We start from the raw sequence: 22,693 nt of genomic DNA on the forward strand, positions 1-22,693 counted from the left end.
ACCCTTACGCTGCTTTAACCGCAGCTCATATTCATTCAAAGAGGAATTGTTCATGAGCCAAATCGTTGACATTCGTGCACGTGAAATTTTGGACTCTCGTGGTAACCCAACCATCGAAGCAGACGTAATTTTAGAATCTGGGGTTGTTGGTCGTGCATGTGCACCATCTGGTGCTTCAACTGGTTCTCGTGAAGCTTTAGAACTACGTGACGGTGATAAATCGCGTTACTTAGGTAAAGGCGTTCGTACAGCAGTTAATAACGTTAATACGTTGATTCGTGATGCTTTGTTGGGTAAATCAGTTTTTGAGCAAAAAGACATTGATAATACAATGATCGCGCTTGACGGTACTGAAAACAAAGAGAAATTAGGTGCTAACGCAACTTTAGCTGTGTCATTGGCTGCTGCGCGCGCTGCTGCTGAAGAAAAGAAACTTCCTCTTTTCCAATACATCGCAGATCTTCGTGGTCAAACAATTTTAACAATGCCTGTACCGATGATGAACATCTTAAATGGTGGTGAGCATGCGGACAACACTGTTGATATTCAAGAGTTCATGATTGAGCCTGTAGGTTTCACTTCATTTGCTGAAGCTTTACGTGCTGGTGCTGAAGTATTCCATTCTTTAAAATCAGTTTTAAAGAAACAAGGTTTGAATACTGCTGTAGGTGATGAAGGTGGTTTTGCTCCTAACTTACGTTCTAACGAAGAAGCAATTCAAATCATTTTACAAGCAATTGAATTGACTGGTTACAAAGCTGGTTCAGACATGATGCTTGCACTTGACTGCGCATCTTCAGAATTCTACAAAAACGGTCAATACGTTTTAGAAGGCGAAGGTAACCGTGCATTTACAAGCCATCAGTTTGCAGATTATTTAGCTGGTCTTGTAAATCAATATCCAATTATCTCAATCGAAGATGGTCTTGATGAGTCTGATTGGGAAGGCTGGAGCTACTTGACTTCAATCCTTGGTGATAAAATCCAATTGGTTGGTGATGACTTGTTCGTAACTAATCCTAAGATTTTACAACGTGGTATTGATGAAAAAGTTGGTAACTCAATCTTAATCAAATACAACCAGATCGGTACTTTGACTGAAACTTTAGATGCAATCTATCTTGCTAAAGCAAATGGTTATTCGACTGTTATTTCTCACCGTTCTGGTGAAACAGAAGATTCTACTATTGCTGACTTAGCAGTAGGTACAGCTGCTGGTCAAATCAAGACTGGTTCACTTTGCCGTTCTGACCGTGTGTCTAAGTACAACCAATTACTTCGTATTGAAGAATTGACTAAAGCTGCTTACCGCGGTAAAGCTGAATTTAAAGGTTTAAACTAATCTTTAAATAAAAAGTTAAAATTAATTTTTTAACATTTGAAGGTGCTATTTTCTGTTTTTAATAGGAAATAGCACCTTTTTTTATTATCCTAATCGGCGTGTTTTTAAAGACTCAGCCCAACTGTGATGTTTACAGCGGGTACATTCTTGATCGATCTTATTTAAAATTTTTGTTTCACCACATTTCATACATGAATAAAAAGTATTAAGTTTCAGTACATCGGCTTTAATGTAGGCATCAGGGAATAGTGGCAAGCCCCATTTTACATCTTCATCTTCAAAATAAAGCAGACTAAGAATACCATCCGACTCCAACAAGGCTGTTCTTACTTGTCCAAGGTGCTCAACATTTTGTTGACGCATTTCAGAGAAAAACTCATCATGAGAATATGATTGTTTTTGGAAATCTTTGTAGACTACGAGGCCATCCTTAACAATACAAAGCGCTTTTCCTTCTAGTAAATCTTCAATTTTTTTATGCTTTACCATACTCCATGTAGCAAAGCGATAAAGAAAAAGAATAACAACAAACGCGACGAAGGCATGGGCAATAGGTAAGTCTTCGGTAAACATCGGGTCACCGGCGGCTGAACCTAAACATAAAATAATTGCGAGTTCAAAAAGGGAGAGCTGACGTATACCTCGTTTACCGGATAATCTTAAAAAACTAATAATGATGATGAACATTACGGTACATCGAACCAAAATTTCTAAAACAAATTTCCAAGTCGTGTCACCAATGAAAATATTAAAAAAATCCATTTTTTTCTCCTTATTAAAATAGTTAGAAGAGATCCTTATAAATTCTTAACAAAGTAAAAAATAAAAAAATATACTTTTTAGGTAGTTATTAGTTAAAAGCTCGAAATATATGTGACTTTTTATAAATTTATTTCAACTAATTCTCTACGAAGAAGTTTACTGTTGATAGCGTGACCAAGCTGATTTATTGCAAAGTAGATCTATTAAAAAGGTACTTTTACTTTATATGAGCTTGTATTTAAATGGGAGATAAAAGATATACTTTGTGGGTGGTTTCTTATTATTAAATAAATTCTCCTTAAGAAAGATATGACTGTGAATATAATTAATAATCAAAAATTTATTATATTTAATAAGATAGTTTAACGACAATTAGAGGTATAGGGGATGGCATCTAAACGTTTTTGAAAAGCATGAGGATCCATAATATTTTTATACATTTGTTGATAAGTTTTTTTGTGATCTTCAATATTATGATAGTCGATAATTTCTTGGAGTTTGTCTTTGTATTCTATATGACCAGCATTGAACATCGCTGCATAGTGTCCCCATAAAGCATATTGATATCTTAAAGCAGCTTTTGGGATCAAATTTATCTCGGTTAAATAACTATTAGCAGTTTTTTCATAGCATTCTTTTATTTGATAAGGGTCTCTTTTCATTTTGCTTAAAAAAATACATTGCATCTCTTGTAGCTTTGAACTATCTGTTTTAGCTAGTATTTTTTCGGTAACACTATATGCTTCATTAAGACAACCTAAATGTACAAGTATTTTGCGTTTAGTTTTTAAAATATTTAGATTGTTCTCGTTAGAAGGTATCTTTTTCAATAAGTTTTTAAATCTTAAGTGAGCAGTTGTTTGGTCTTGTTCCGTGTTTAATTTATAAATAATTTCATTATATTCATATATATAAGTATTATTTGGTTTGTGCTGCTTCTGATAGTCCTTCGTATTAATTATTTTAGAAGGACTATCATCAGTATGGTTATTACAAGCGCTCAAACCTAAGCTTACTAAAGAAAATGCTAAAACTTTATGCACTACAACTTGTACCTTTTATTCTCTCTTAAGAGGTTTGAGAAGAATAATAAAATATAAAAGAAAATACTGTTTAGTTTATTATTTTTTGAGTTAATCATAAAACTATTGCATAACATTTTATTGGCTAATTGAAAGAGCAATAAATTTAAAAGATGTGATGACCAAACAAGATCTGAAGAGAGTGAAAATATATAAGTGATTAGAACCATTGATAATTTAATTTAAACAAATAGGAATAATTATTAATATATTGTTGATAACAATTATCATTCATGTTAATTTTTGTGCCGACTTTTGCTACTGTGTAACAAGGACCAAAGTAGCAAAAGGCTAAGGAATCTCGCACAGCACATTGGTTATTATGGAATTTTCTTATGTACACTCCGCCCTTTAGAAAAGCGTTTACATCTCATCCCTTAGCACTTGCTATGGCTTTAATTGCTCCTTCAATTGTTTATGCAGATGAGACAAATGGAACAGCCACTTTAGAAACGATAAAAGTGCAAGCAGAAGAAGATTCCGCTGTTACCGAAGGTTCGGGCAGCTATACAGCAAAAAGCACAAATACTTCTACAAAATTAAATTTATCTCTTCGTGAAACACCACAGTCGGTGAAGGTTTTAACCCGTGAATATTTAGATGATCGGAAAATCGATTCTTTTCAAGATTTAATGAACAATATTACGGGTGTTTCGACGTCACGTACTGATGAGCGTCAGAAAGTTTATGCGCGTGGTTTTGAGGTAGATTATTACTTAATAGATGGAATACCGAGCACGATCAATTTAGGTACAGGGGACCTTGATTTAGATATTTATGATCGCGTCGAGGTGGTGAAAGGTGCTAATGGCCTAACCACTGGTGCGGGAAATCCAGCGATGGCGCTGAACATGATTCGTAAACATGCAAACTCAAAAGAACTTAGTGGTAATGTCAGTACATCATTAGGTTCATGGAACTCTTGGAGTAGTTCGGCAGATATTTCTGCACCGCTTAATGCTGATGGTTCATTGCGTGGACGTATGTTTGTGAAGCATTCTGATGAAAATTCATTTATGGATTTTTATGAGAAAGAACGGAATGTATTTTATGGTGCCCTTGATTATGATCTGAGCGATAAAACAAGTATGTCGCTTGGAGCTACTTATCAAGAATTGCATCGTGATGGTATCCGCTGGGGTGGTACACCTGCGTTTTATACTGATGGGACCCGTACCAATTTTTCTAGAAGCTTAACAGTAAGTGCGCCTTGGACATATTGGGATGTGAATACAACGGCAGTGTTTGCAAACTTAAAACAGAATTTGTTTGGTGATGTTAATTTAAATGTTGCTTATACCTTCCGCAAAGAAGATACGGACTCTATGTTGTTATATACAGCTGGAAAAGTAGATAAGGCCACCAACACCAGTCCACTAAAAAATATAGATGATAATAAAAAGGATAATGTTTCTGTATATGGAGCCAAAGCTGCCAGTGAAGAAAATAATATTGATGTTTTTATTAATGCCCCATTTACGCTTTTTAATCGTCCACAAGAAATTATTATTGGCGGATCTTGGAATAAGAATGAAAAGACCAAAGATCTTTTTGGTGGATCTAACAAAAACCAAGACATTGAAAAATATTTAGGTGGTCCGCTTAACTATAATGATATAGCTCAAGAGTTGCTTCAGCCTGTTGTTTTAAACGGCAAAAATGCACTCAATGAAACCACACAAACTGCTGCATATATTGCGGGTAAATTTCAAATTCTCGATCCTTTGAAAATTATTGCTGGTGCACGTTTATCTAACTGGGAATACAAGTCTGAAAATGATAAAGGTAACCGTGAATTTAACAATGAATTAGCACCATATATTGGCGCTATTTATGATTTTGCCCAAGATCATTCTGTCTATGCGAGTTATACAGAAATTTTCAAACCTCAAGATCGTAAAGATGTAAATGATCAATATATTGACCCGATTAAAGGTAAGAGTTATGAGGCCGGCTTAAAAAGTGAGTGGTTTGGAGGGCGTTTAAATACAGCATTGTCAGTATTTCGAATAGAGCAGTCTAATTTTGCTGAATTGATACCTGGAGTATTTATTGTCCGTAATGGTACACAAACTACAGAACAGGCCTATCGTGCTGTAGATGGGGTTGAAAGTAAAGGCTTTGAGTTTGAAGCTGATGGGGAAATTAACGATAACTGGGCTGTTAATTTCGGTATTGCTAATTTTGAAGCAAAAGATGCAAAGGGTACGAAGGTTAATACGACAAACTCTCGAACAACTTCAAATTTATTTGTTAAGTACAAAGTTAATCAGTGGAGTGCAGGACTTGGCTTAAATTATAAGAGTAAATACTATACGGGAAGTGGAAGCTCTCGCATTGAGCAAGATGCTTATGTTTTAGCAAGTGCGATGCTTGGCTATCAAGTAGATAAAAATATTAAACTTCAATTTAATATCGATAATATTTTTGATGAGAAATATTATGAAGGTATTGGTGAAAACTCAATGAACTGGGGAACACCACGAAATGCAACGCTGAGTGTTCGTTATAATTTTTGATACAGACATGCTCACATAAGTAACCGATTTATAAAAGCCCTCAAAAGAGGGCTTTTTTGTGCGTAGATTGATTTATAAGCAGTTGTACTTATAAATATTATTTCCCTTTCAAATTCCATTCATTTTTGACAAAATGAAACATGTCACAATGGTCAATTAAAGTAATATGCCCATTAATAATTTTGCTTAAATTTTTGCAGGAATTTCGCATGCTACTTCTTAATTACTATATAATACAATCTCTTAACGAAAGTTTTTAATTAAAAATCTTAATGATATGTTAGAAGTATTTCGATCCACTTCAAGCAAACTGATATTGCTACTGGTTATTGTTTTAGTAGCCATACTGCAATATCAATTTTGGTTAGGTGAGGGCGGTTATCTCCCTCATCAAGCTCTCATGCAACAAATTCAGCAACAAGCTGAAGTAAATGAAGAGCTTAAAGAACGAAACCGTATTTTGGCAGCAGAAGTTTTTGACCTGAAAAATGGTACAGAAGCAATAGAAGAACATGCTCGCCTTGATCTTGGTTTGGTTAAACCACATGAGACATTTGTTCAAATGAGTACCATCAGTACCCATTACAAGCCTATTTATATTGACCCGAACGCTAAAGTTGATTTGGAAACGAATGAGACACCTGCATCCCCAGATATCCCAGACTAAATTGTGGGCAGTGATTCCAGCTGCAGGGTCAGGAAGTCGATTTTCTAAAACTGAATTGAAGCAGTATCAATATATTCAGAATACGACTGTTTTAGAACATACTGTTCGGCGCATAAGTCAACTTCCATTAAATGGTTATGTTTTGGCAATTGGTACCCAAGATACTTTTGCTCAGACTCTCGCATTTCAAAATATAGATAAGGCTCATTTTTGTATGGGTGGGGCAGAACGAGTCCATTCAGTATTAAACGCATTAAATCATCTTTTAACTTTTGCTGACGAAAATGATTGGGTGCTTGTGCATGATGCAGCACGGCCTTGTGTAACAATTGAATGTTTAAATGCCCTTGTCGAACAAGCAATTGAATCAAATCATAGTGCTATCTTAGCGATTCCTGTTCGTGATACGTTAAAGCAGGTTAGGGTAGATAATTATATTAATAAGACGGTAAGTCGGGAGTCATTGTGGCAAGCTCAAACTCCTCAAATTGCTAAAATTGGGAAGCTCAAAAAGGCAATTGAATACGCTTTAGAAAATAACATTGCTATTACCGACGAGGCAAGTGCACTCGAATATATGGGTGAAACTGTGCAGGTTGTGATGGGACGTTCTGATAATATCAAAATTACTTATCCTGATGATTTAGAACTTGCACGTTTAATTTTACAATCACAGTCTTAAGATAAAAATCGAATAATAAGTTGTAGTTTTAATTGTAAAATAGCCTAAGTAAATATTTCATTTCTACATATCTATTTATAAGAATTAATGTTTTTTATATCCGAAGTCTATAAGATTAGTTGAGTAATTTACTTAGATAATGTTCGATCATCGAACAAAATATATTTATACCGAACAAAACTGTATTTAGCTTACTAGATCAAAATACGAAAATTATCAAAAATGTTTAAAAGGGAAATCTAAGGGAAACACTCGGGATTGAGTGAAATATTTATCTATTCTTCTCGCCTCAGTGTGCCTAACTCTCTTATCTCTCTTCTTCAATGAGCACAATGGAGTTGTCTAATGATTGACAAAAGTAAGTCCTCACTAAGCGAGGTTCTATCGCAGATTAAAGATGGTGCAACCATTCTGATTGGTGGTTTCGGTACCGCAGGACAACCCGCTGAACTCATTGATGGTCTTATTGAACTCGGTGTTAAAAATTTAACTATTGTGAGTAATAACGCCGGTAATGGCGATTACGGTCTGGCGAAACTGCTGAAAGCCGGTTCGGTTAAAAAAGTCATCTGTTCTTTTCCGCGTCAGTCTGACTCTTATGTGTTTGATGAACTGTACCGTGCTGGAAAGGTCGAGCTTGAAGTCGTACCACAAGGTAATCTGGCGTGTCGTATTCAGGCAGCAGGTATGGGTCTAGGTGCTGTGTTTACCCCAACAGGCTTTGGAACACTTTTGGCCGAAGGCAAAGAAACCCGTGAGATTGATGGGAAAGATTATGTACTTGAATATCCGATCAAGGCTGACTTTGCCTTGATTAAAGCCTACAAGGGCGACCGCTGGGGCAATCTGGTTTACCGTAAATCTGCACGTAACTTTGGTCCAATTATGGCCATGGCTGCGGATGTCACCATTGCTCAGGTTTCTGAAGTGGTTGAACTCGGTGGATTAGACCCGGAACACATCATCACCCCAGGTATTTTTGTACAGCATGTTGTACAAGTAGCGCCAGCACAGTAAGCAATAAGGAGAAATAACATGAGCTACCAGAAACTCAGCCGTGACCAGATTGCACAACGTGTGGCACAAGATATTCCAGATGGCGCCTATGTGAACCTAGGCATTGGCTTACCGACCAAGATTGCAAGCTACTTACCTGACGATAAAGATATTTTTCTTCATTCTGAAAATGGCCTGTTGGCCTTTGGTCCTCCGCCAGCGGCAGGTGAAGAAGATTCTGAACTGATCAATGCGGGTAAAGAGTTTGTGACCATGCTTGAAGGCGGTAGCTTTTTTCACCATGGTGACTCATTTGCCATGATGCGTGGCGGTCACCTTGATATTGCAGTACTCGGTGCATTTCAGGTAGCAGCGAATGGTGACTTGGCCAACTGGCACACGGGAGCACCGGATGCAATTCCTGCGGTGGGTGGTGCGATGGATTTGGCGGTAGGTGCCAAGAAAGTATTTATCACCACAGATCATGTGACTAAGCAAGGTGAACCGAAGATTGTGGCTGAGTTGAGCTATCCGGTGACGGGTAAAAAATGTGTTGACCGTATTTACACTGATTTGTGTGTGATTGACGTGACTAAAGATGGTTTAAAGGTGATCGAGAAAGTTGAAGGTCTTAGCTTTGATGAGTTACAGGCTTTAACGGGTGCAACTCTGATTGATGCGACTCAAGGGTAAGGAAGTAGGAAATGACATTAAAAAACGCTTATATCATCGATGCCATCCGTACTCCATTCGGCCGTTATGCCGGTGTCCTTGCACCTGTCCGTGCAGATGACCTTGGCGCTGTACCAATTAAAGCCCTCATGCAGCGTAACCCAAATGTAGATTGGGAACAGGTCGATGATGTGATCTATGGTTGTGCGAACCAAGCTGGTGAAGATAACCGGAATGTTGGTCATATGTCAGCGCTTCTTGCAGGGTTACCGTATCAGGTGCCAGCAACGACGATTAACCGTTTGTGTGGTTCTTCACTAGATGCCATTGCCATTGCTGCCCGTGCCATTAAAGCCGGTGAAGCGAATTTGGTGATTGCAGGTGGTGTAGAAAGCATGAGCCGTGCACCCTATGTGATGGGTAAGTCTGACAGTGCTTTTGGCCGTAGCCAGAAGATTGAAGACACCACCATGGGTTGGCGTTTCATTAACCCTAAACTTAAAGAATTGTATGGTGTAGACACCATGCCCCAGACTGCCGAAAACGTCGCTGAACAGTTTAACGTTAATCGTGCAGATCAGGACCAGTTTGCCTTGGTGAGCCAACAACGCACCGCAAGCGCGCAAGCCAAAGGCTTTTTTTCTAAAGAAATCGTGGCAGTTGAAATCCCTCAGCGTAAGGGTGATGCTGTTGTGATTGATATCGATGAACATCCACGTGCATCGACTACGCTGGAAGGTTTAAGCAAACTTAAACCTGTGGTTAAAGCAGATGGTACCGTTACCGCGGGTAATGCTTCAGGTATTAACGATGGTGCAGCAGCATTGCTGATTGCTTCTGATGAGGCAGTTCAAGCTTACAACCTCAAACCACGTGCCAAAATCATTGCTTCAACAGCAGTCGGTGTAGAACCACGCATTATGGGTTTTGCTCCAGCGCCTGCAATTAAAAAATTACTTAAACAAGCCAACCTGACTTTAGAGCAGATGGATGTAATTGAGCTCAATGAAGCCTTTGCTGCGCAAGCTTTGGCAGTGACCCGTGATTTAGGTTTACCAGATGATTCTGACAAGGTAAATCCAAACGGTGGTGCAATTGCATTAGGTCATCCACTTGGTGCATCAGGTGCACGTCTTGTGACTACAGCCCTAAACCAGCTTGAGCAAACAGGTGGTCGTTACGCTTTGTGTTCAATGTGTATTGGTGTGGGTCAAGGCATTGCTTTGATTATTGAGAGAGTTTAATCATGAGCCAGTTATATGCCAGTTTGTTTTATCAAAAAGACGTCACTGACATCTTTAGTGACTCATCTTTAATCAAATACATGATTGAGGTTGAAGTTGCGGTAGCGCAAGCACAGGCACAAGTTGGTGTGATTCCTCAAAATGCGGCTAATACCATTGCCCAAGTAGCTGAGCAGGCATTAGAAAAGTTTGACTTTTCAGCTTTGGCTGTCGCAACTGGCTTAGCTGGAAATATCGCAATTCCATTTGTAAAACAGCTTACAGCAATTGTTAAAGATGTTGATGAAGACGCTTCGCGTTATGTGCATTGGGGTGCAACCAGTCAGGATATTTTAGACACAGCTTGTATTTTGCAATGCCGTGATGCGTTGAACATTGTGGAAGATCAACTTCAACAATGCTATGCGACTGCATTACAGCAAGCTAAGCAATATCGCCATCAAGTTATGATTGGGCGTACATGGTTACAGCAAGCTTTACCAATTACCTTGGGGCATAAACTTGCTCGTTGGGCCTCGGCTTTTAAACGTGATTTAGAGCGTATACAAGCAATGAAGTCACGTGTACTTACTGCTCAGTTAGGTGGTGCTGTGGGTTCATTAGCTTCTTTGCAAGATCAAGGTTCGCTTGTGGTCAGTGCATTTGCTCAGCAACTGAATCTAACTGCACCGACAAGCACATGGCATGGTGAGCGTGACCGTATTGTGGAAATTGCAAGCGTGCTTGGCATGATTGTTGGGAATACGGGCAAGATGGCACGTGATTGGTCACTGATGATGCAAACTGAAATTGCAGAGTTGTTTGAGCCAACTGCGAAGGGTCGTGGTGGTTCATCAACCATGCCTCATAAGCGTAATCCAGTTGCGGCAGCATCCGTATTAGCCGCGGCGAATCGTGTACCAGCACTTATGTCTAGCATTTATCAAAGCATGGTACAGGAACATGAGCGTAGCTTAGGTGCATGGCATGCAGAATGGTTAGCAGTTCCAGAAATCTTTCAGCTTTGTGCTGGAGCATTAACTCGTACTGGTGAAGTTTTACAAGGTTTTGAAGTGAATGCTGAACATATGCAACAGAACCTTGAGTGTACCAACGGGTTAATTATGGCAGAAGCTGTGATGATGGCACTTGCTCCAAAAATTGGACGTTTAAATGCTCATCATGTTGTTGAAGCAGCTTGTAAAACAGCCGTGGCTCAAAAGCAGCATTTATCTGAGGTTGTTAGTCAGTTAGATGAAGTAAAAGAACATTTTAGTCAAACAGAAATTTTGGAAATATTTAAAGCAGAAAACTATTTGGGCAACATTCAAGCTCAAATTGATGCTGTTCTGCAAGAAGCACAAGGAGAGCCAAAGTGAAACAGACTATTAGCAATCGCCAAGGAAAACAGTTAGCTGTTTATACTGACGGCTTAAAAGACGCTCCAGCAATTGTGTTATCTAACTCCTTAGGAACAGATCATGGAATGTGGCAGCCGCAAGTAGATGAGCTTAAAAGTCATTTTAATGTCATTACATACGACACACGTGGTCATGGCGAAAGTGATGTGATCGCTGAATCATCTTTACAAAATTTAGGTGAAGATGTTGCTGATATTTTAGATGCCTTAAGTATTGAAAAAGCTCATTTTTGTGGCATTTCAATGGGCGGAATTACGGGGCTTTGGTTAGCTATCCATTACCCAGAGCGCTTTCTAAGCATTACTGTCGCAAATTCAGCGGCAAAAATTGGACAGGCTGAGGCGTGGTTGAGTCGCGCAGAATCAGTAGAACAAAATGGACTGGCTGAATTGGTTAAAACCACGCACACACGTTGGTTTAGCGAAAAATTCGACTATCAACATAATGTGGTTGCACAAACGACGATTCAAAGTCTGGCAAATACACCAGCACAAGGTTATGCCAATGCATGTCGTGCTTTAGCAGATGCTGATTTAAGAGATGAAATTACACAAATCCAAGTTCCAGTATTGCTCATTGCAGGAACGGCAGATCCAGTGACCACAGTAGCAGATGCTGAGTTTATGCAGAATGCTATTAAGAACAGTCAAATTGCTAAATTAGAAGCATCTCATCTTTCTAATATTGAGCAACCACAAAGATTTACACAGGAATTGACTAGGTTTATTCAGCAAATCTAATAGCTTAATAGTTTAAAAGGAATTGGCCTTAAGGAGGCAAATATGGCGTCTCAGGATTACGCTGCACCAAATAAAAGTATCGATGCTCAAGCATTGATTAATGATGCTCCACTCAGTAAGTATCAATGGATGATTGCAATCATCTGTTTCTTAATTATTTTTACTGATGGTATCGATACTGCTGCAATGGGTTTTATCGCTCCAGCTTTGGCTCAAGACTGGGGTGTTGATCGCTCTCAGTTAGGCCCAGTGATGAGTGCTGCACTTGGTGGAATGATTATTGGAGCTTTGGTTTCTGGCCCAACAGCTGACCGTTTTGGTCGAAAAATCGTTTTAGCTTTTTCGATGCTTGTGTTTGGTGGTTTTACTTTAGCATCTGCGTATGCAACCAACTTAGATAGCCTTGTCGTTTTACGCTTTTTGACAGGTATTGGTTTGGGTGCAGCTATGCCAAATGCCACTACATTATTTTCTGAATATTGTCCAACACGCATTCGTTCATTACTCGTGACCTGTATGTTCTGTGGTTACAACTTGGGTATGGCAACAGGTGGTTTTATTAGTAGCTGGCTTATCCCGACTTATGGTTGGCACAGTCTATTTTTACTTGGTGGCTGGTCACCTTTGATCTTAATGATTTTAGTGATTTTAGTTTTACCTGAGTCTTACCGCTTTTTAATTGTGAAAGGTAAGAATCCTGAAAAAGTACGCAAAATCTTAAATCATATTGCGCCAGCTCAGATCCAAAATGCGACTGCGTTTCACGTACCTGAAGAGAAAACCGAGACAGCTCAAAAGAAAAATGTCTTTGGAATTATGTTTTCTAAACCATATGCAAAAGGAACACTTTTACTTTGGTTGACCTATTTTATGGGCTTGGTGGTTGTTTACTTGCTTACAAGCTGGTTGCCAACACTTATGCGTGAAACAGGTGCGTCAATGGAGCGTGCTGCATTTATCGGTGGATTGTTCCAATTCGGTGGTGTGGTAAGTGCCTTATTTATTGGTTGGGCGATGGACAAATTCAACCCGAACCGAGTGATTGCTATTTTCTACTTTGCTGCAGGTCTATTTGCGATTGCTGTTGGTCAAAGCTTAGGAAACTCAACATTACTTGCAGTATTGGTGCTTTGCGCGGGTATCGCGATTAATGGTGCGCAATCTTCAATGCCAGCGTTAAGCGCTCGTTTCTACCCAACGCAGTGCCGTGCAACTGGTGTGTCTTGGATGACAGGTATCGGCCGTTTTGGTGCGGTATTTGGTGCTTGGATTGGTGCCGTACTACTCGGCAATGATTGGTCGTTTACTGCCATTCTCAGTTTATTACTAATTCCAGCGACTGCTGCGGCTGTTGCTGTATTTGTTAAATCAATTGTTGCGCATACCGATGCAACTTAATAGAGGTCTATCACAATGAATGATGAACAACGCTATAAACAAGGCATTGAGGTGCGGACTGAAGTTTTGGGTGAAAAGCATGTTGGTCGGTCTTTGCAGAACTTAAATGACTTTAACCAAGATTTTCAAAATTTTATTAGCCGTTATGCATGGGGTGAGGTGTGGTCTCGTCCGGGCTTACCCCGTCATACACGTAGTTTAGTGACGATCGCAATTTTATTAGCGCTGGGCCGTGAAGATGAACTACGTATGCATTTACGTGCTTGCTTCAACAATGGCGTAACCAAAGAAGATTTAAAAGAGTTGATCTTACATAGCTCACTCTATGCAGGTTTACCTGCTGCAAATGCTGCAATGCATATGGCTGAAGAAGTCTTTAAGGAGTTGGGAATTGAAGTCAACTCAGTTGCAGCAAAAGAACAGGATTAAGGAGATAAAGATGTCACAACATAGCTGGGGTGCTTACGCCCAACGTAATACAGATGATCATCCACCAGCGTATACGCCAGGTTATAAAACAAGTGTATTACGTTCGCCAAAAAATGCATTGATCTCTATTAACGAGACTCTAACTGAAGTTACTGCGCCGCATTTTTCTTCAAACTTGTTTGGTCCAAAAGATAACGACTTGATTTTGAACTATGCCAAAGATGGTTTACCAATTGGTGAGCGTGTCATTGTGCATGGCTATGTTCGTGACCAATTTGGTCGTCCTGTAAAAAATGCACTTCTAGAAGTATGGCAGGCCAATGCTTCTGGTCGTTACCGTCATCCAAACGATAAGTTTATTGGTGCAATGGACCCTAACTTTGGTGGTTGTGGTCGTACCTTAACTGATGAAAATGGTTTTTATATTTTCCGTACCATTAAACCGGGTCCGTACCCATGGCGTAACCGTATTAATGAATGGCGTCCTGCACATATTCATTTCTCTTTAATTGCTGATGGTTGGGCTCAGCGCCTAATTTCGCAGTTTTATTTTGAAGGCGATACGCTCATTGACACTTGCCCGATCTTAAAAACGATTCCTTCTGAAGATCAACGTCGTGCATTGATTGCACTAGAAGATAAAAACAACTTTATCGAAGCAGATAGCCGTTGTTACCGTTTTGACATCACTTTACGTGGCCGTCGAGCGACTTACTTCGAAAACGAATTGACTTAATCGGGAGCACTAGCATGAATAACTGGAATTTTCAGGAACTAAAAGAAACTCCATCTCAAACAGGTGGTCCTTACGTTCACATTGGGCTATTGCCACAACAAGCAAATATTGAAGTGTTTGAAAACAACTTTAATAACCAGCTAGTACAAGATCAGACCAAAGGTGAGCGTATTCGTCTTGAAGGCCAAGTGTTTGACGGATTGGGTTTACCGCTACGCGATGTGCTGATTGAGATTTGGCAAGCTGATGCGAACGGTATTTATCCAAGTCAGGCAGATACGCGTGAGCAAAAAGCTGACCCAGCATTTCAAGGTTGGGGCCGTACAGGTGCTGACTTTGAAACGGGTGTTTGGAGCTTTAATACAATTAAGCCAGGTGCTACAGCAGGTCGCAAAGGTTCAATTCAAGCACCTCATATTGCATTAGTCATTTTCGCTCGCGGTATTAACTTGGGTCTTCATACACGAGTTTATTTTGAAGATGAAGCTGAAGCAAATGCTAGCGATCCAATTCTAAATAGCATTGAATGGGCACCACGTCGCCAAACACTTATTGCGAAACGTTTTGAAGAAAATGGTGAAGTTGTTTACCGCTTTGATATTCGTATTCAAGGTGATGACGAAACTGTATTTTTTGATATTTAAGAAACACCTAAGGCTACACCTGATTATTCAAGGATGCGTGTAGCCTTTTTAAGGATGAACGATATGAACATGAAAACATTATTAAGCCTAAGTTTGCTTGCACTCCCATTTTTTACTGCACAGGTGAATGCTGAACCTGTTGCTTTAGCTGCTCAAACACAACCTGCTAATACAGCCGTTAAAACGATTGTTCCGATTACCGCAAAAACTAAAGAACAAGCTTTGGCACAAGCTCAAGTCATTGCAAATACAGCAGATGCTGATTTGGCAGAGTTTCGTATCGATTTACTTAGTTTTGCGAGTGATACAAAACAAGTGATTGCCTTGGGCCATGAGTTGAAAAAGATTTTGGGCAATAAGCCAATGATTGCCACCATTCGTACGAAAAACGAAGGCGGCCAGCTTGAAATTAGTGATGTGGATTATGGTAAGACTTATCAAGCTTACTTAAAGAATCCGTTCATGGATTGGTTAGATGTTGAAATGTTCCGTGATCAAAAAGTAGTTTCAGAAATTGTTCAAAAAGCACATCAAAAGAAAGTGCTGATTGTCATGTCTAATCACGACTTTCAAAAAACACCAAGCCAAGATGAAATTGAAAAACGCTTGTTAAAACAAGACCAGATGGGTGCAGATATTCTAAAAATTGCCGTTATGCCAAAATCTAAACAAGACGTTTTCACTTTAATGAACGCAACTTTAAAAGTAAGTCAGCAAACCACTAAACCATTGTTAACGATGTCGATGGGGCAACTTGGTACGATTTCGCGTGTTGCGACTGCCAACATGGGCGGAAGTTATAGCTTTGGCATGATTGGTCAGGCTTCTGCACCGGGTCAAATTGATGTGACCAAGCTCAAACAAATTTTACAAACAGTTCAACCAACAAACCCATAAATCATAAGGATATGATGAAATGAATACATTACGTTTAACTATTCTTGCATTAGGTTTGATGGTTTCAGGCATAGCTGCGGCTCAAACTTATGTGGTTGACCGTTATCAAGACGATAGCAATAAAGGCTCTTTACGCTGGGCAATTGAACAAGCCAATGCAAACCCAAGCGAAGCTAGCGACATTTTGATTCAAGCAGTAGGTAAAGCGCCTTATGCGATTAAATTAAATAGTGCACTTCCTGAAATTAAAGCGCCTGTCAAAATCATTGGTACAGAGTGGGATAAAACTGGCGAATACATCGCAATTGATGGTTCAAATTATATTAAAGGCGAAGGTGCAAAAGCTTGTCCAGGTGCAAACCCTGAGCAGTACGGCACCAATGTACGTACTATGACTTTACCGGGGTTGGTACTACGTGACGTCAACAATGTCACTTTAAAAGGTTTGGACATTCATCGCTTCTGTATTGGTGTATTGATTAACCGTTCAAGCAATAACCTGATTCAACATAACCGTATTAGTAATAACTACGGTGGTGCTGGTGTTATGTTGACGGGTGATGATGGTCAAGGTAACCCAACTGCAACTACTACCAATAACAACAAAGTTTTAGACAACATTTTCCAAGACAATGGTGATGGCTTAGAACTGACACGTGGTGCAGCATTTAACTTAATTGCGAATAACCATTTTGTTTCAACCAAAGCAAATCCTGAACCATCACAAGGTATTGAAATCTTGTGGGGTAATGATAATGCCGTAGTTGGTAATAAATTCGAAAACTACTCGGATGGCTTACAGATTAACTGGGGTAAGCGTAACTATATTGCCTACAACGAAATGACCAATAACTCGATTGGTTTCAACATGACGGGTGATGGCAATATTCTTGATAGCAATAAAGTACATGGTAATCGTATTGGTGTAGCCATCCGCTCTGAAAAAGATGCAAATGCAAAAATTACATTGACTAAAAACCTGATTTGGGACAATGGTAAAGATATTAAACGCTGTGAAGCGGGTGGTTCATGTGTACCAGATCAGCGGTTGGGTGCAATTGTATTTGCTGTGCCTGCACTTGAGCATGCCGGATTTGTAGGTTCTCGTGGTGGCGGTGTGGTTGTTGACCCATCTAAACAACAAAAAACATGTACTCAGCCAAATGAACAAGGCTGTAATGCTCAACCTAATCAGGGTATTAAAGCTCCTAAATTAACTGCAAATAAAGGTTCAGTTGCTGTAGAAGTCAATGGCTTGCCAAATCAACGCTATCAAGTTGAATTTTTTGGTAATCAAAATGCGTCATCAAAAGAAGCTGAGCAATATTTAGGAGCAATAACTGTTGCTACAGATGCACAAGGGATCGCAAAAGCGAATTGGAAGCCGTCTGTAAAAGTTGCCTCAATTACAGCGAATATTACTGATCGTTTTGGTGCAACTTCTGAGCTTGGTTTTACAAGTGTTAAATAACAATAAGGAAAGCGCCTCATATGAGGCGCAGCATAGAAATATAGAAATGATAAAAGGGACTTGAAATGCCAAATTTAATGAAACTGAGTGTTTTAACGCTCGCTGTATTAGGTAGCCAATGTGCGCTCGCGAATGATCCTTGGTCACAAGACCGTCAATGGTTGCTAGGCGACTGGAACGGTGAGCGCCAACAGCTAGAACAACAGGGCTATAAATTTACGGCTTCTATTATGAGCCAAAGTGCCACAAATTTAGATGGTGGTTACAACGACAGCAATACTTTTGAAAATGCTGCGCAGCTTTCCTTAGGTGCAAACCTCGATTTAGAAAAAATCGCTGGTTGGAAAGATACAACAGCGAGCCTAGTCGTGACTAAACGTGACGGCAATGCATTAACTCTTGAGCGTATTAAAGACCCACGTTCTAGCCAATTGGGCAATGCTCAAGAAATTTATGGTCGCGGTAAAATCTGGCGTTTATCTCAAGCATGGGTGAAGAAGGGCTTTATCGATAATACTGTACAGGTCAAATTTGGTCGTATGGGAATGTCAGAGGATTTTAATAGTTCTCAATGTGAGTTTCAGAACTTATTGCTTTGTGGTGGGCAGTTAGGAAAATCAATTGGTTCAATTTGGTATAACTCACCAGTTGGTATTTGGGGTACAAACGTTAAATATCAGTTTGCGCCTGAGTGGACTTTGGGGTTGGGTGTGTATGAGGTCAATCCAGACAACATTAAAACCGAATCAAATAGTGATGGTTTTAATCTGGATATGAACAATGTGAAGGGCGCAACCATACCGGTTGAGCTGGCGTGGAAACCAAAACTTGCTGCCTTTAATGGCTTGCCGGGTGAATATAAAGTAGGTGCACTGTACTCAACCGCAGAAGCCAATGATATTAAAACTGCGGGGAAGGTTCATGACGGAAAACAAAGTTTCTGGATTAATGCACAACAACAACTGACGAATAAAGGCGAAGATCCGAAACGCGGTTTATATATCAGTTTTAATGGCGTTGTAAATGATAAAGCAACGACTTTTGTTCAAAGTACGCAACAGCTTGCTCTTTGGTATAAGGGGCCGTTTGATAGCCGTCCAAATGATTCGATTGGTTTTGGTATAGCCAATTATGTAGTTAATGACCGTGCTAAAGATAAACAGATCGCAACAAATGAAAGTCGTGGATATTACAGCTATGATCCGATTGCATCTGACTATATTCCAATTCAAGACGACGAGCTAAATGTCGAGTTGAACTATACCTATCAATGGTCTCCGGCCGTCATGTTACGTCCAAACATTCAATATATTCATCAACCTGCTGGTGTAAAAGCGGTTGATGATGCTTGGGTGGCTGGTCTTAGTATGAAAGTCAATTTTTAACAATATTGATGGCTGGTTAGACATAGTTTAACTGGCCCAAATGCTTGAACTATTCGGGTTCAGTATATGTGGAGTAGGATCTATGTCTGAGTCAGATTCTAAGTTTCATATCTTATTCAAAATATGGTGTTTTATATTAGGTCTAGTTTTATTGGCTACTGGTGTTTTTTACATCGTAGGTGGTGGAAAACTAGTATCACTCGGCGGTTCTTGGTATTTCCTTATAGCAGGATTATTTATTACCATTTCGGCAATTAGCATCTTCCGAAAAAAAGCGCTGGGTGTCTGGATTTTTGCGGCTGTTTTTGTTGGTACCGTAATTTGGTCATTTGTTGATGCTGGATGGGAATTTTGGCCGTTATTTTCGCGCTTAATGTTTCCTGCTGGTCTTTTTGCTGCCTTGCTCTTTACTTTGCCTTCAATCCGACGTTACCAATTTCAAACGAGCTTGGCATCTTCATCCTATGCGGTAGGTGGATTGGTTGTTGTAGGTATGTTGATTGCGCTCTATCAAATGTTCCAACCGCATCCAACAGTAGCAAGTTCAGGTGAAAAACTACCTTTAGTACCAGTTGATCCTGCAAAAAAACAGGTAAATTGGGAAAATTATGGTAATGATGCAGGTGGTAGCCGCTTTGTTGCTCTCGATCAAATTAACCGAGATAACGTTCATAAATTAAAAGAAGCTTGGCGCTTTAGAACGGGCGACTTTACAACGGGTAGCGGTAATGGTGCCGAAGACCAAATGACTCCGCTACAAGTGGGAAATAAAGTGTTTTTATGTACACCACATAACAACATTTTTGCCATAGATGCCGACTCGGGCAAACAACTCTGGAAAGCTGAGGTGAACTCTACAGCCGATGCTTGGGAACGTTGCCGCGGTGTTGCATACTTTGATTCAACAAAACCGCTTGTACAACCAACTTTAGCTGGTGCAAATGCAGTAACTGCGGTTGCAACCAATACGGCATGTCCACGCCGTGTATATACCAATACACCTGATGGTCGTTTAATTGCAGTGAATGCAGATAACGGTCAGCGCTGTGCTGATTTTGGTGTAAATGGAACGGTTGATTTGCTAGAAGGTCTTGGCGCTGGAACAAAAGCTCCACGTTTTGAAGTGACTTCTGCACCGACTATTGCTGGAACAACTATTGTGGTGGGTAGCCGTATTGCCGACAACGTAGCCGCAGATATGCCGGGTGGTGTTATTCGTGGTTATGACGTGATTACGGGTAAACTTCGCTGGGCATTTGACCCGCGCAATCCAAACCCGAACTATGTTCTTAAACCGGGTGAAACCTATAAACGTAGTTCGGCAAACTCATGGGCTGCAATGTCATATGATCCGCAAATGAATACGGTATTCTTACCTATGGGCAGTTCATCTGTCGACATTTGGGGTGGTAACCGTAATCCATTGGATCATAAATACAATACTTCTGTGTTAGCACTTGATGCGACAACAGGTAAAGAGAAGTGGGTATATCAAACTGTTCATAACGATTTATGGGACTTTGACTTACCAATGCAACCGAGTTTGGTTGATTTCCCATTAAAAGATGGTACGACTAAACCAGCTGTTGTGATTGGAACCAAATCAGGTCAATTCTTTGTGCTTGACCGTGTAACAGGTCAACCACTGACTAAAGTAATTGAACAGCCAGTTAAACCTGCCAATATTCCGGGTGAACAATACAGCTTAACTCAACCTCGTTCAGTTGAAATGCCTCAAATTGGTAATCAGACTTTAACTGAGTCGGATATGTGGGGTGCAACGCCATTCGATCAACTAATGTGTCGTATTAACTTCAAGTCAATGCGTTACGAAGGCCTGTTTACTGCACCGGGTACTGATGTTTCATTAAGCTTCCCAGGCTCTTTGGGCGGTATGAACTGGGGTAGCATCGCTTTTGACCCGACTCATCGTTATATGTTCGTGAACGATATGCGCCTTGGCTTATGGATTCAATTGATGGAGCAAACTCCTGAAGATATTAAGATTCAGGCGAATGGTGGAGAGAAAGTAAACACAGGTATGGGAGCTGTACCAATGAAAGGTACACCATATAAAGTGAATAAAAACCGCTTTATGTCGGCGTTAAAAATTCCATGTCAAAAACCACCATTTGGCACCATGACTGCAATTGACATGAAAACTCGTCAAGTTGCATGGCAAGTACCATTAGGTACGGTAGAAGATACTGGGCCGATGGGTATCAAGATGGGCTTAAAAGCACCGATCGGTATGCCAACAATTGGCGGGCCGATGGCAACTCAAGGTGGCTTAGTTTTCTTTGCTGCAACACAAGATTACTACTTACGTGCATTTGATTCATCTACAGGTAAGGAACTGTGGAAATCACGCATGCCAGTAGGTAGCCAAGGAACACCAATAAGCTATGTTTCACCTAAAACAGGTAAACAGTATGTGGTTGTTACCGCAGGTGGAGCACGTCAATCACCTGATCATGGTGATTATGTGATCGCTTATAGCTTAGAACAATAATTAAGTTAGGCAAAAGAGATTATTTCTCTTTTGCCTTAACCTTTAATATATTTTTTATATAAAAGAGTAAAAGTAAATTCTATATTTTTAACTAGATAGCTTTACCAAATAGTAAAAAAGTGCTTGATGTTGTTGCTAAACTTCAAATAGTCTTATGGTCAATTCAGCCTGAACGCTAGATATAGCTTAACTATTGACCAGTTCCTTAGGATGTTTTACCTATAAATAAAACCTTAACTTTTATTAAGTTTTGTTTAACTTAACATTGTGAATTTTAATTAAAAATAAACATTATTAAGTTTTAAACCTTAAAAATACGGTGTTTTTTGTTGGAAAAACGAGCTTAAATATATACTTATATTATATTTATATAATTTATTGGGTTGCGCTAGAATGGTCGACGCAGATTATTACTATCCAGTAATAATTTGTATTTCAGGAATTTAAGCTTTTATGGCTTAAGGCTCATCGAAAGATGGGCCTTTTTTTATGGGTGAAAGAAAATGTTTTTGTCTTACTCAATAGCCTAAGCAAAATTAAATAATGAATAAAATCACAAAAAATAGTCTTTAATGACAAGAAGTGTATGATTTGATAAATTAAAGCCACTTGATAATAATAGGTGATGTAATGAGATTTTTGGTTCTTGCAACTTTATCTGGTTTAGCTTTGATGGGTTGTGCTTCTGTTCAGCAAGCACCGAATACACAAGAGACAATTCGCTATGCTTCTAGCCCATGTTTTGGCGCATGTCCGATTTATTCTGTAGAAGTAACACCTACAGGTTTAATTCGCTTTGAAGGTAAACAATACACTAAGGCTATAGGCGTTAAAGAAATTCAAGGTAGCGTAAAAGATTATAAAAAACTTGCAGATGATCTAAAAACTTATCGCCCTGAAACAGGTACACAATCAAAAACTGCGGGTTGCCAGCAAACAGCGACCGACATGTCTAGCTATTACATTACTTGGATTCAACCTAATGGCACAGAAACTAAATTAAGCCATTACACAGGTTGTATCTCTCCAGCAAATAATAGATTGAACAAGGTTATGGAAAAGTTACCTGAACAATTAGGCATTAAAGATCTAATTTAATGACAAAAGCCCCAGAA

General features: G+C 39.5%; 20 protein-coding genes. 18 read left to right on the forward strand and 2 right to left on the reverse strand.

Going from position 1 to position 22,693, the window contains the following annotated elements; all coding sequences use genetic code 11:
• The first annotated feature begins 52 nt into the window (after nt 1–52).
• On the forward strand, nt 53–1,342 hold the full coding sequence (gene eno, locus AAC388_RS08180; protein WP_002121066.1) for a phosphopyruvate hydratase: 1,290 nt from the start codon (nt 53–55) through the stop codon (nt 1,340–1,342).
• Between the two features lie 84 nt (nt 1,343–1,426).
• On the opposite strand, the gene AAC388_RS08185 is transcribed toward eno, so the two are convergent.
• Both AAC388_RS08185 and AAC388_RS08190 read right to left on the reverse strand, forming a co-directional pair.
• Nucleotides 1,427–2,104, reverse strand: a complete 678-nt coding sequence (locus tag AAC388_RS08185; RefSeq protein WP_002121037.1) for a YetF domain-containing protein — start codon at nt 2,102–2,104, stop codon at nt 1,427–1,429.
• A 362-nt stretch (nt 2,105–2,466) separates the two neighbouring features.
• Nucleotides 2,467–3,147, reverse strand: a complete 681-nt coding sequence (locus AAC388_RS08190; RefSeq protein ID WP_068931043.1) for a hypothetical protein — start codon at nt 3,145–3,147, stop codon at nt 2,467–2,469.
• A 374-nt stretch (nt 3,148–3,521) separates the two neighbouring features.
• Between AAC388_RS08190 and AAC388_RS08195 the strand changes: the two genes are divergently transcribed.
• The 17 genes from AAC388_RS08195 to AAC388_RS08275 all read left to right on the forward strand — a co-directional run bounded on the left by AAC388_RS08195 (nt 3,522) and on the right by AAC388_RS08275 (nt 22,676).
• Nucleotides 3,522–5,705: a TonB-dependent siderophore receptor gene (locus tag AAC388_RS08195; RefSeq protein ID WP_329760380.1), complete on the forward strand. Its 2,184-nt coding sequence runs from the start codon at nt 3,522–3,524 to the stop codon at nt 5,703–5,705.
• A 277-nt stretch (nt 5,706–5,982) separates the two neighbouring features.
• Nucleotides 5,983–6,372, forward strand: coding sequence for a cell division protein FtsB (ftsB, locus tag AAC388_RS08200; RefSeq protein ID WP_005069056.1), 390 nt, complete (start codon nt 5,983–5,985; stop codon nt 6,370–6,372).
• On the forward strand, nt 6,338–7,054 hold the full coding sequence (gene ispD / locus AAC388_RS08205; RefSeq protein ID WP_284090577.1) for a 2-C-methyl-D-erythritol 4-phosphate cytidylyltransferase: 717 nt from the start codon (nt 6,338–6,340) through the stop codon (nt 7,052–7,054). Before ftsB ends, ispD begins: the two co-directional genes overlap by 35 nt.
• A 345-nt stretch (nt 7,055–7,399) precedes the next feature.
• Entirely contained in the window at nt 7,400–8,071 is a 672-nt protein-coding gene (locus AAC388_RS08210; RefSeq protein WP_161282263.1) for a 3-oxoacid CoA-transferase subunit A, read from the forward strand.
• An 18-nt stretch (nt 8,072–8,089) separates the two neighbouring features.
• Nucleotides 8,090–8,743, forward strand: a complete 654-nt coding sequence (locus AAC388_RS08215) for a 3-oxoacid CoA-transferase subunit B (protein ID WP_342371470.1) — start codon at nt 8,090–8,092, stop codon at nt 8,741–8,743.
• A gap of 11 nt (nt 8,744–8,754) precedes the next feature.
• Nucleotides 8,755–9,966, forward strand: a complete 1,212-nt coding sequence (pcaF, locus tag AAC388_RS08220) for a 3-oxoadipyl-CoA thiolase (protein ID WP_342371471.1) — start codon at nt 8,755–8,757, stop codon at nt 9,964–9,966.
• 2 nt (nt 9,967–9,968) lie between these two features.
• Nucleotides 9,969–11,324: a 3-carboxy-cis,cis-muconate cycloisomerase gene (gene pcaB, locus AAC388_RS08225; protein ID WP_342371472.1), complete on the forward strand. Its 1,356-nt coding sequence runs from the start codon at nt 9,969–9,971 to the stop codon at nt 11,322–11,324.
• On the forward strand, nt 11,321–12,106 hold the full coding sequence (gene pcaD / locus AAC388_RS08230; protein WP_238516875.1) for a 3-oxoadipate enol-lactonase: 786 nt from the start codon (nt 11,321–11,323) through the stop codon (nt 12,104–12,106). The genes pcaB and pcaD overlap by 4 nt, the downstream gene beginning before the upstream one ends.
• A gap of 42 nt (nt 12,107–12,148) precedes the next feature.
• Complete coding sequence (locus tag AAC388_RS08235; protein ID WP_032006318.1) at nt 12,149–13,504, forward strand: MFS transporter; 1,356 nt, start codon at nt 12,149–12,151, stop codon at nt 13,502–13,504.
• Between the two features lie 15 nt (nt 13,505–13,519).
• The gene (pcaC, locus tag AAC388_RS08240; protein ID WP_005306044.1) at nt 13,520–13,933 is read left to right on the forward strand and encodes a 4-carboxymuconolactone decarboxylase; all 414 of its coding nucleotides are present in this window, start codon (nt 13,520–13,522) and stop codon (nt 13,931–13,933) included.
• A 10-nt stretch (nt 13,934–13,943) separates the two neighbouring features.
• Nucleotides 13,944–14,669 (forward strand): protocatechuate 3,4-dioxygenase subunit beta, encoded by a 726-nt coding sequence (pcaH, locus tag AAC388_RS08245; protein ID WP_000077913.1) that lies wholly within the window; start codon nt 13,944–13,946, stop codon nt 14,667–14,669.
• 14 nt (nt 14,670–14,683) lie between these two features.
• A complete protein-coding gene (gene pcaG / locus AAC388_RS08250) occupies nt 14,684–15,313 on the forward strand; it encodes a protocatechuate 3,4-dioxygenase subunit alpha (RefSeq protein ID WP_238516874.1) in 630 nt (209 codons plus the stop codon).
• A gap of 69 nt (nt 15,314–15,382) precedes the next feature.
• Nucleotides 15,383–16,210, forward strand: a complete 828-nt coding sequence (aroD, locus tag AAC388_RS08255) for a type I 3-dehydroquinate dehydratase (RefSeq protein ID WP_080631194.1) — start codon at nt 15,383–15,385, stop codon at nt 16,208–16,210.
• A 19-nt stretch (nt 16,211–16,229) separates the two neighbouring features.
• Nucleotides 16,230–17,681: a right-handed parallel beta-helix repeat-containing protein gene (locus AAC388_RS08260; RefSeq protein ID WP_342371473.1), complete on the forward strand. Its 1,452-nt coding sequence runs from the start codon at nt 16,230–16,232 to the stop codon at nt 17,679–17,681.
• A gap of 65 nt (nt 17,682–17,746) precedes the next feature.
• Complete coding sequence (locus AAC388_RS08265; RefSeq protein ID WP_342371474.1) at nt 17,747–19,066, forward strand: carbohydrate porin; 1,320 nt, start codon at nt 17,747–17,749, stop codon at nt 19,064–19,066.
• A gap of 82 nt (nt 19,067–19,148) precedes the next feature.
• Complete coding sequence (locus tag AAC388_RS08270; protein ID WP_342371475.1) at nt 19,149–21,578, forward strand: glucose/quinate/shikimate family membrane-bound PQQ-dependent dehydrogenase; 2,430 nt, start codon at nt 19,149–19,151, stop codon at nt 21,576–21,578.
• 639 nt (nt 21,579–22,217) lie between these two features.
• Nucleotides 22,218–22,676, forward strand: a complete 459-nt coding sequence (locus AAC388_RS08275; RefSeq protein ID WP_014206923.1) for a DUF6438 domain-containing protein — start codon at nt 22,218–22,220, stop codon at nt 22,674–22,676.
• Nucleotides 22,677–22,693: the final 17 nt, after the last annotated feature.

Source organism: Acinetobacter sp. D009, assembly GCF_038562025.1.
Classification (GTDB): domain Bacteria; phylum Pseudomonadota; class Gammaproteobacteria; order Pseudomonadales; family Moraxellaceae; genus Acinetobacter; species Acinetobacter pittii.

Bases quoted from the DNA above. Each gene is read 5' to 3' on its own strand.
- pcaB (WP_342371472.1), top strand. From the start codon at position 9,969: ATGAGCCAGTTATATGCCAGTTTGTTTTATCAAAAAGACGTCACTGAC.
- AAC388_RS08215 (WP_342371470.1), top strand. From the start codon at position 8,090: ATGAGCTACCAGAAACTCAGCCGTGACCAGATTGCACAACGTGTGGCA.
- ispD (WP_284090577.1), top strand. From the start codon at position 6,338: ATGAGACACCTGCATCCCCAGATATCCCAGACTAAATTGTGGGCAGTG.
- eno (WP_002121066.1), top strand. From the start codon at position 53: ATGAGCCAAATCGTTGACATTCGTGCACGTGAAATTTTGGACTCTCGT.
- pcaG (WP_238516874.1), top strand. From the start codon at position 14,684: ATGAATAACTGGAATTTTCAGGAACTAAAAGAAACTCCATCTCAAACA.
- pcaF (WP_342371471.1), top strand. From the start codon at position 8,755: ATGACATTAAAAAACGCTTATATCATCGATGCCATCCGTACTCCATTC.
- AAC388_RS08265 (WP_342371474.1), top strand. From the start codon at position 17,747: ATGCCAAATTTAATGAAACTGAGTGTTTTAACGCTCGCTGTATTAGGT.
- AAC388_RS08210 (WP_161282263.1), top strand. From the start codon at position 7,400: ATGATTGACAAAAGTAAGTCCTCACTAAGCGAGGTTCTATCGCAGATT.
- AAC388_RS08185 (WP_002121037.1), bottom strand. From the start codon at position 2,104: ATGGATTTTTTTAATATTTTCATTGGTGACACGACTTGGAAATTTGTT.
- aroD (WP_080631194.1), top strand. From the start codon at position 15,383: ATGAAAACATTATTAAGCCTAAGTTTGCTTGCACTCCCATTTTTTACT.
- pcaH (WP_000077913.1), top strand. From the start codon at position 13,944: ATGTCACAACATAGCTGGGGTGCTTACGCCCAACGTAATACAGATGAT.
- ftsB (WP_005069056.1), top strand. From the start codon at position 5,983: ATGTTAGAAGTATTTCGATCCACTTCAAGCAAACTGATATTGCTACTG.
- AAC388_RS08195 (WP_329760380.1), top strand. From the start codon at position 3,522: ATGTACACTCCGCCCTTTAGAAAAGCGTTTACATCTCATCCCTTAGCA.
- AAC388_RS08260 (WP_342371473.1), top strand. From the start codon at position 16,230: ATGAATACATTACGTTTAACTATTCTTGCATTAGGTTTGATGGTTTCA.
- AAC388_RS08235 (WP_032006318.1), top strand. From the start codon at position 12,149: ATGGCGTCTCAGGATTACGCTGCACCAAATAAAAGTATCGATGCTCAA.
- AAC388_RS08270 (WP_342371475.1), top strand. From the start codon at position 19,149: ATGTCTGAGTCAGATTCTAAGTTTCATATCTTATTCAAAATATGGTGT.
- pcaC (WP_005306044.1), top strand. From the start codon at position 13,520: ATGAATGATGAACAACGCTATAAACAAGGCATTGAGGTGCGGACTGAA.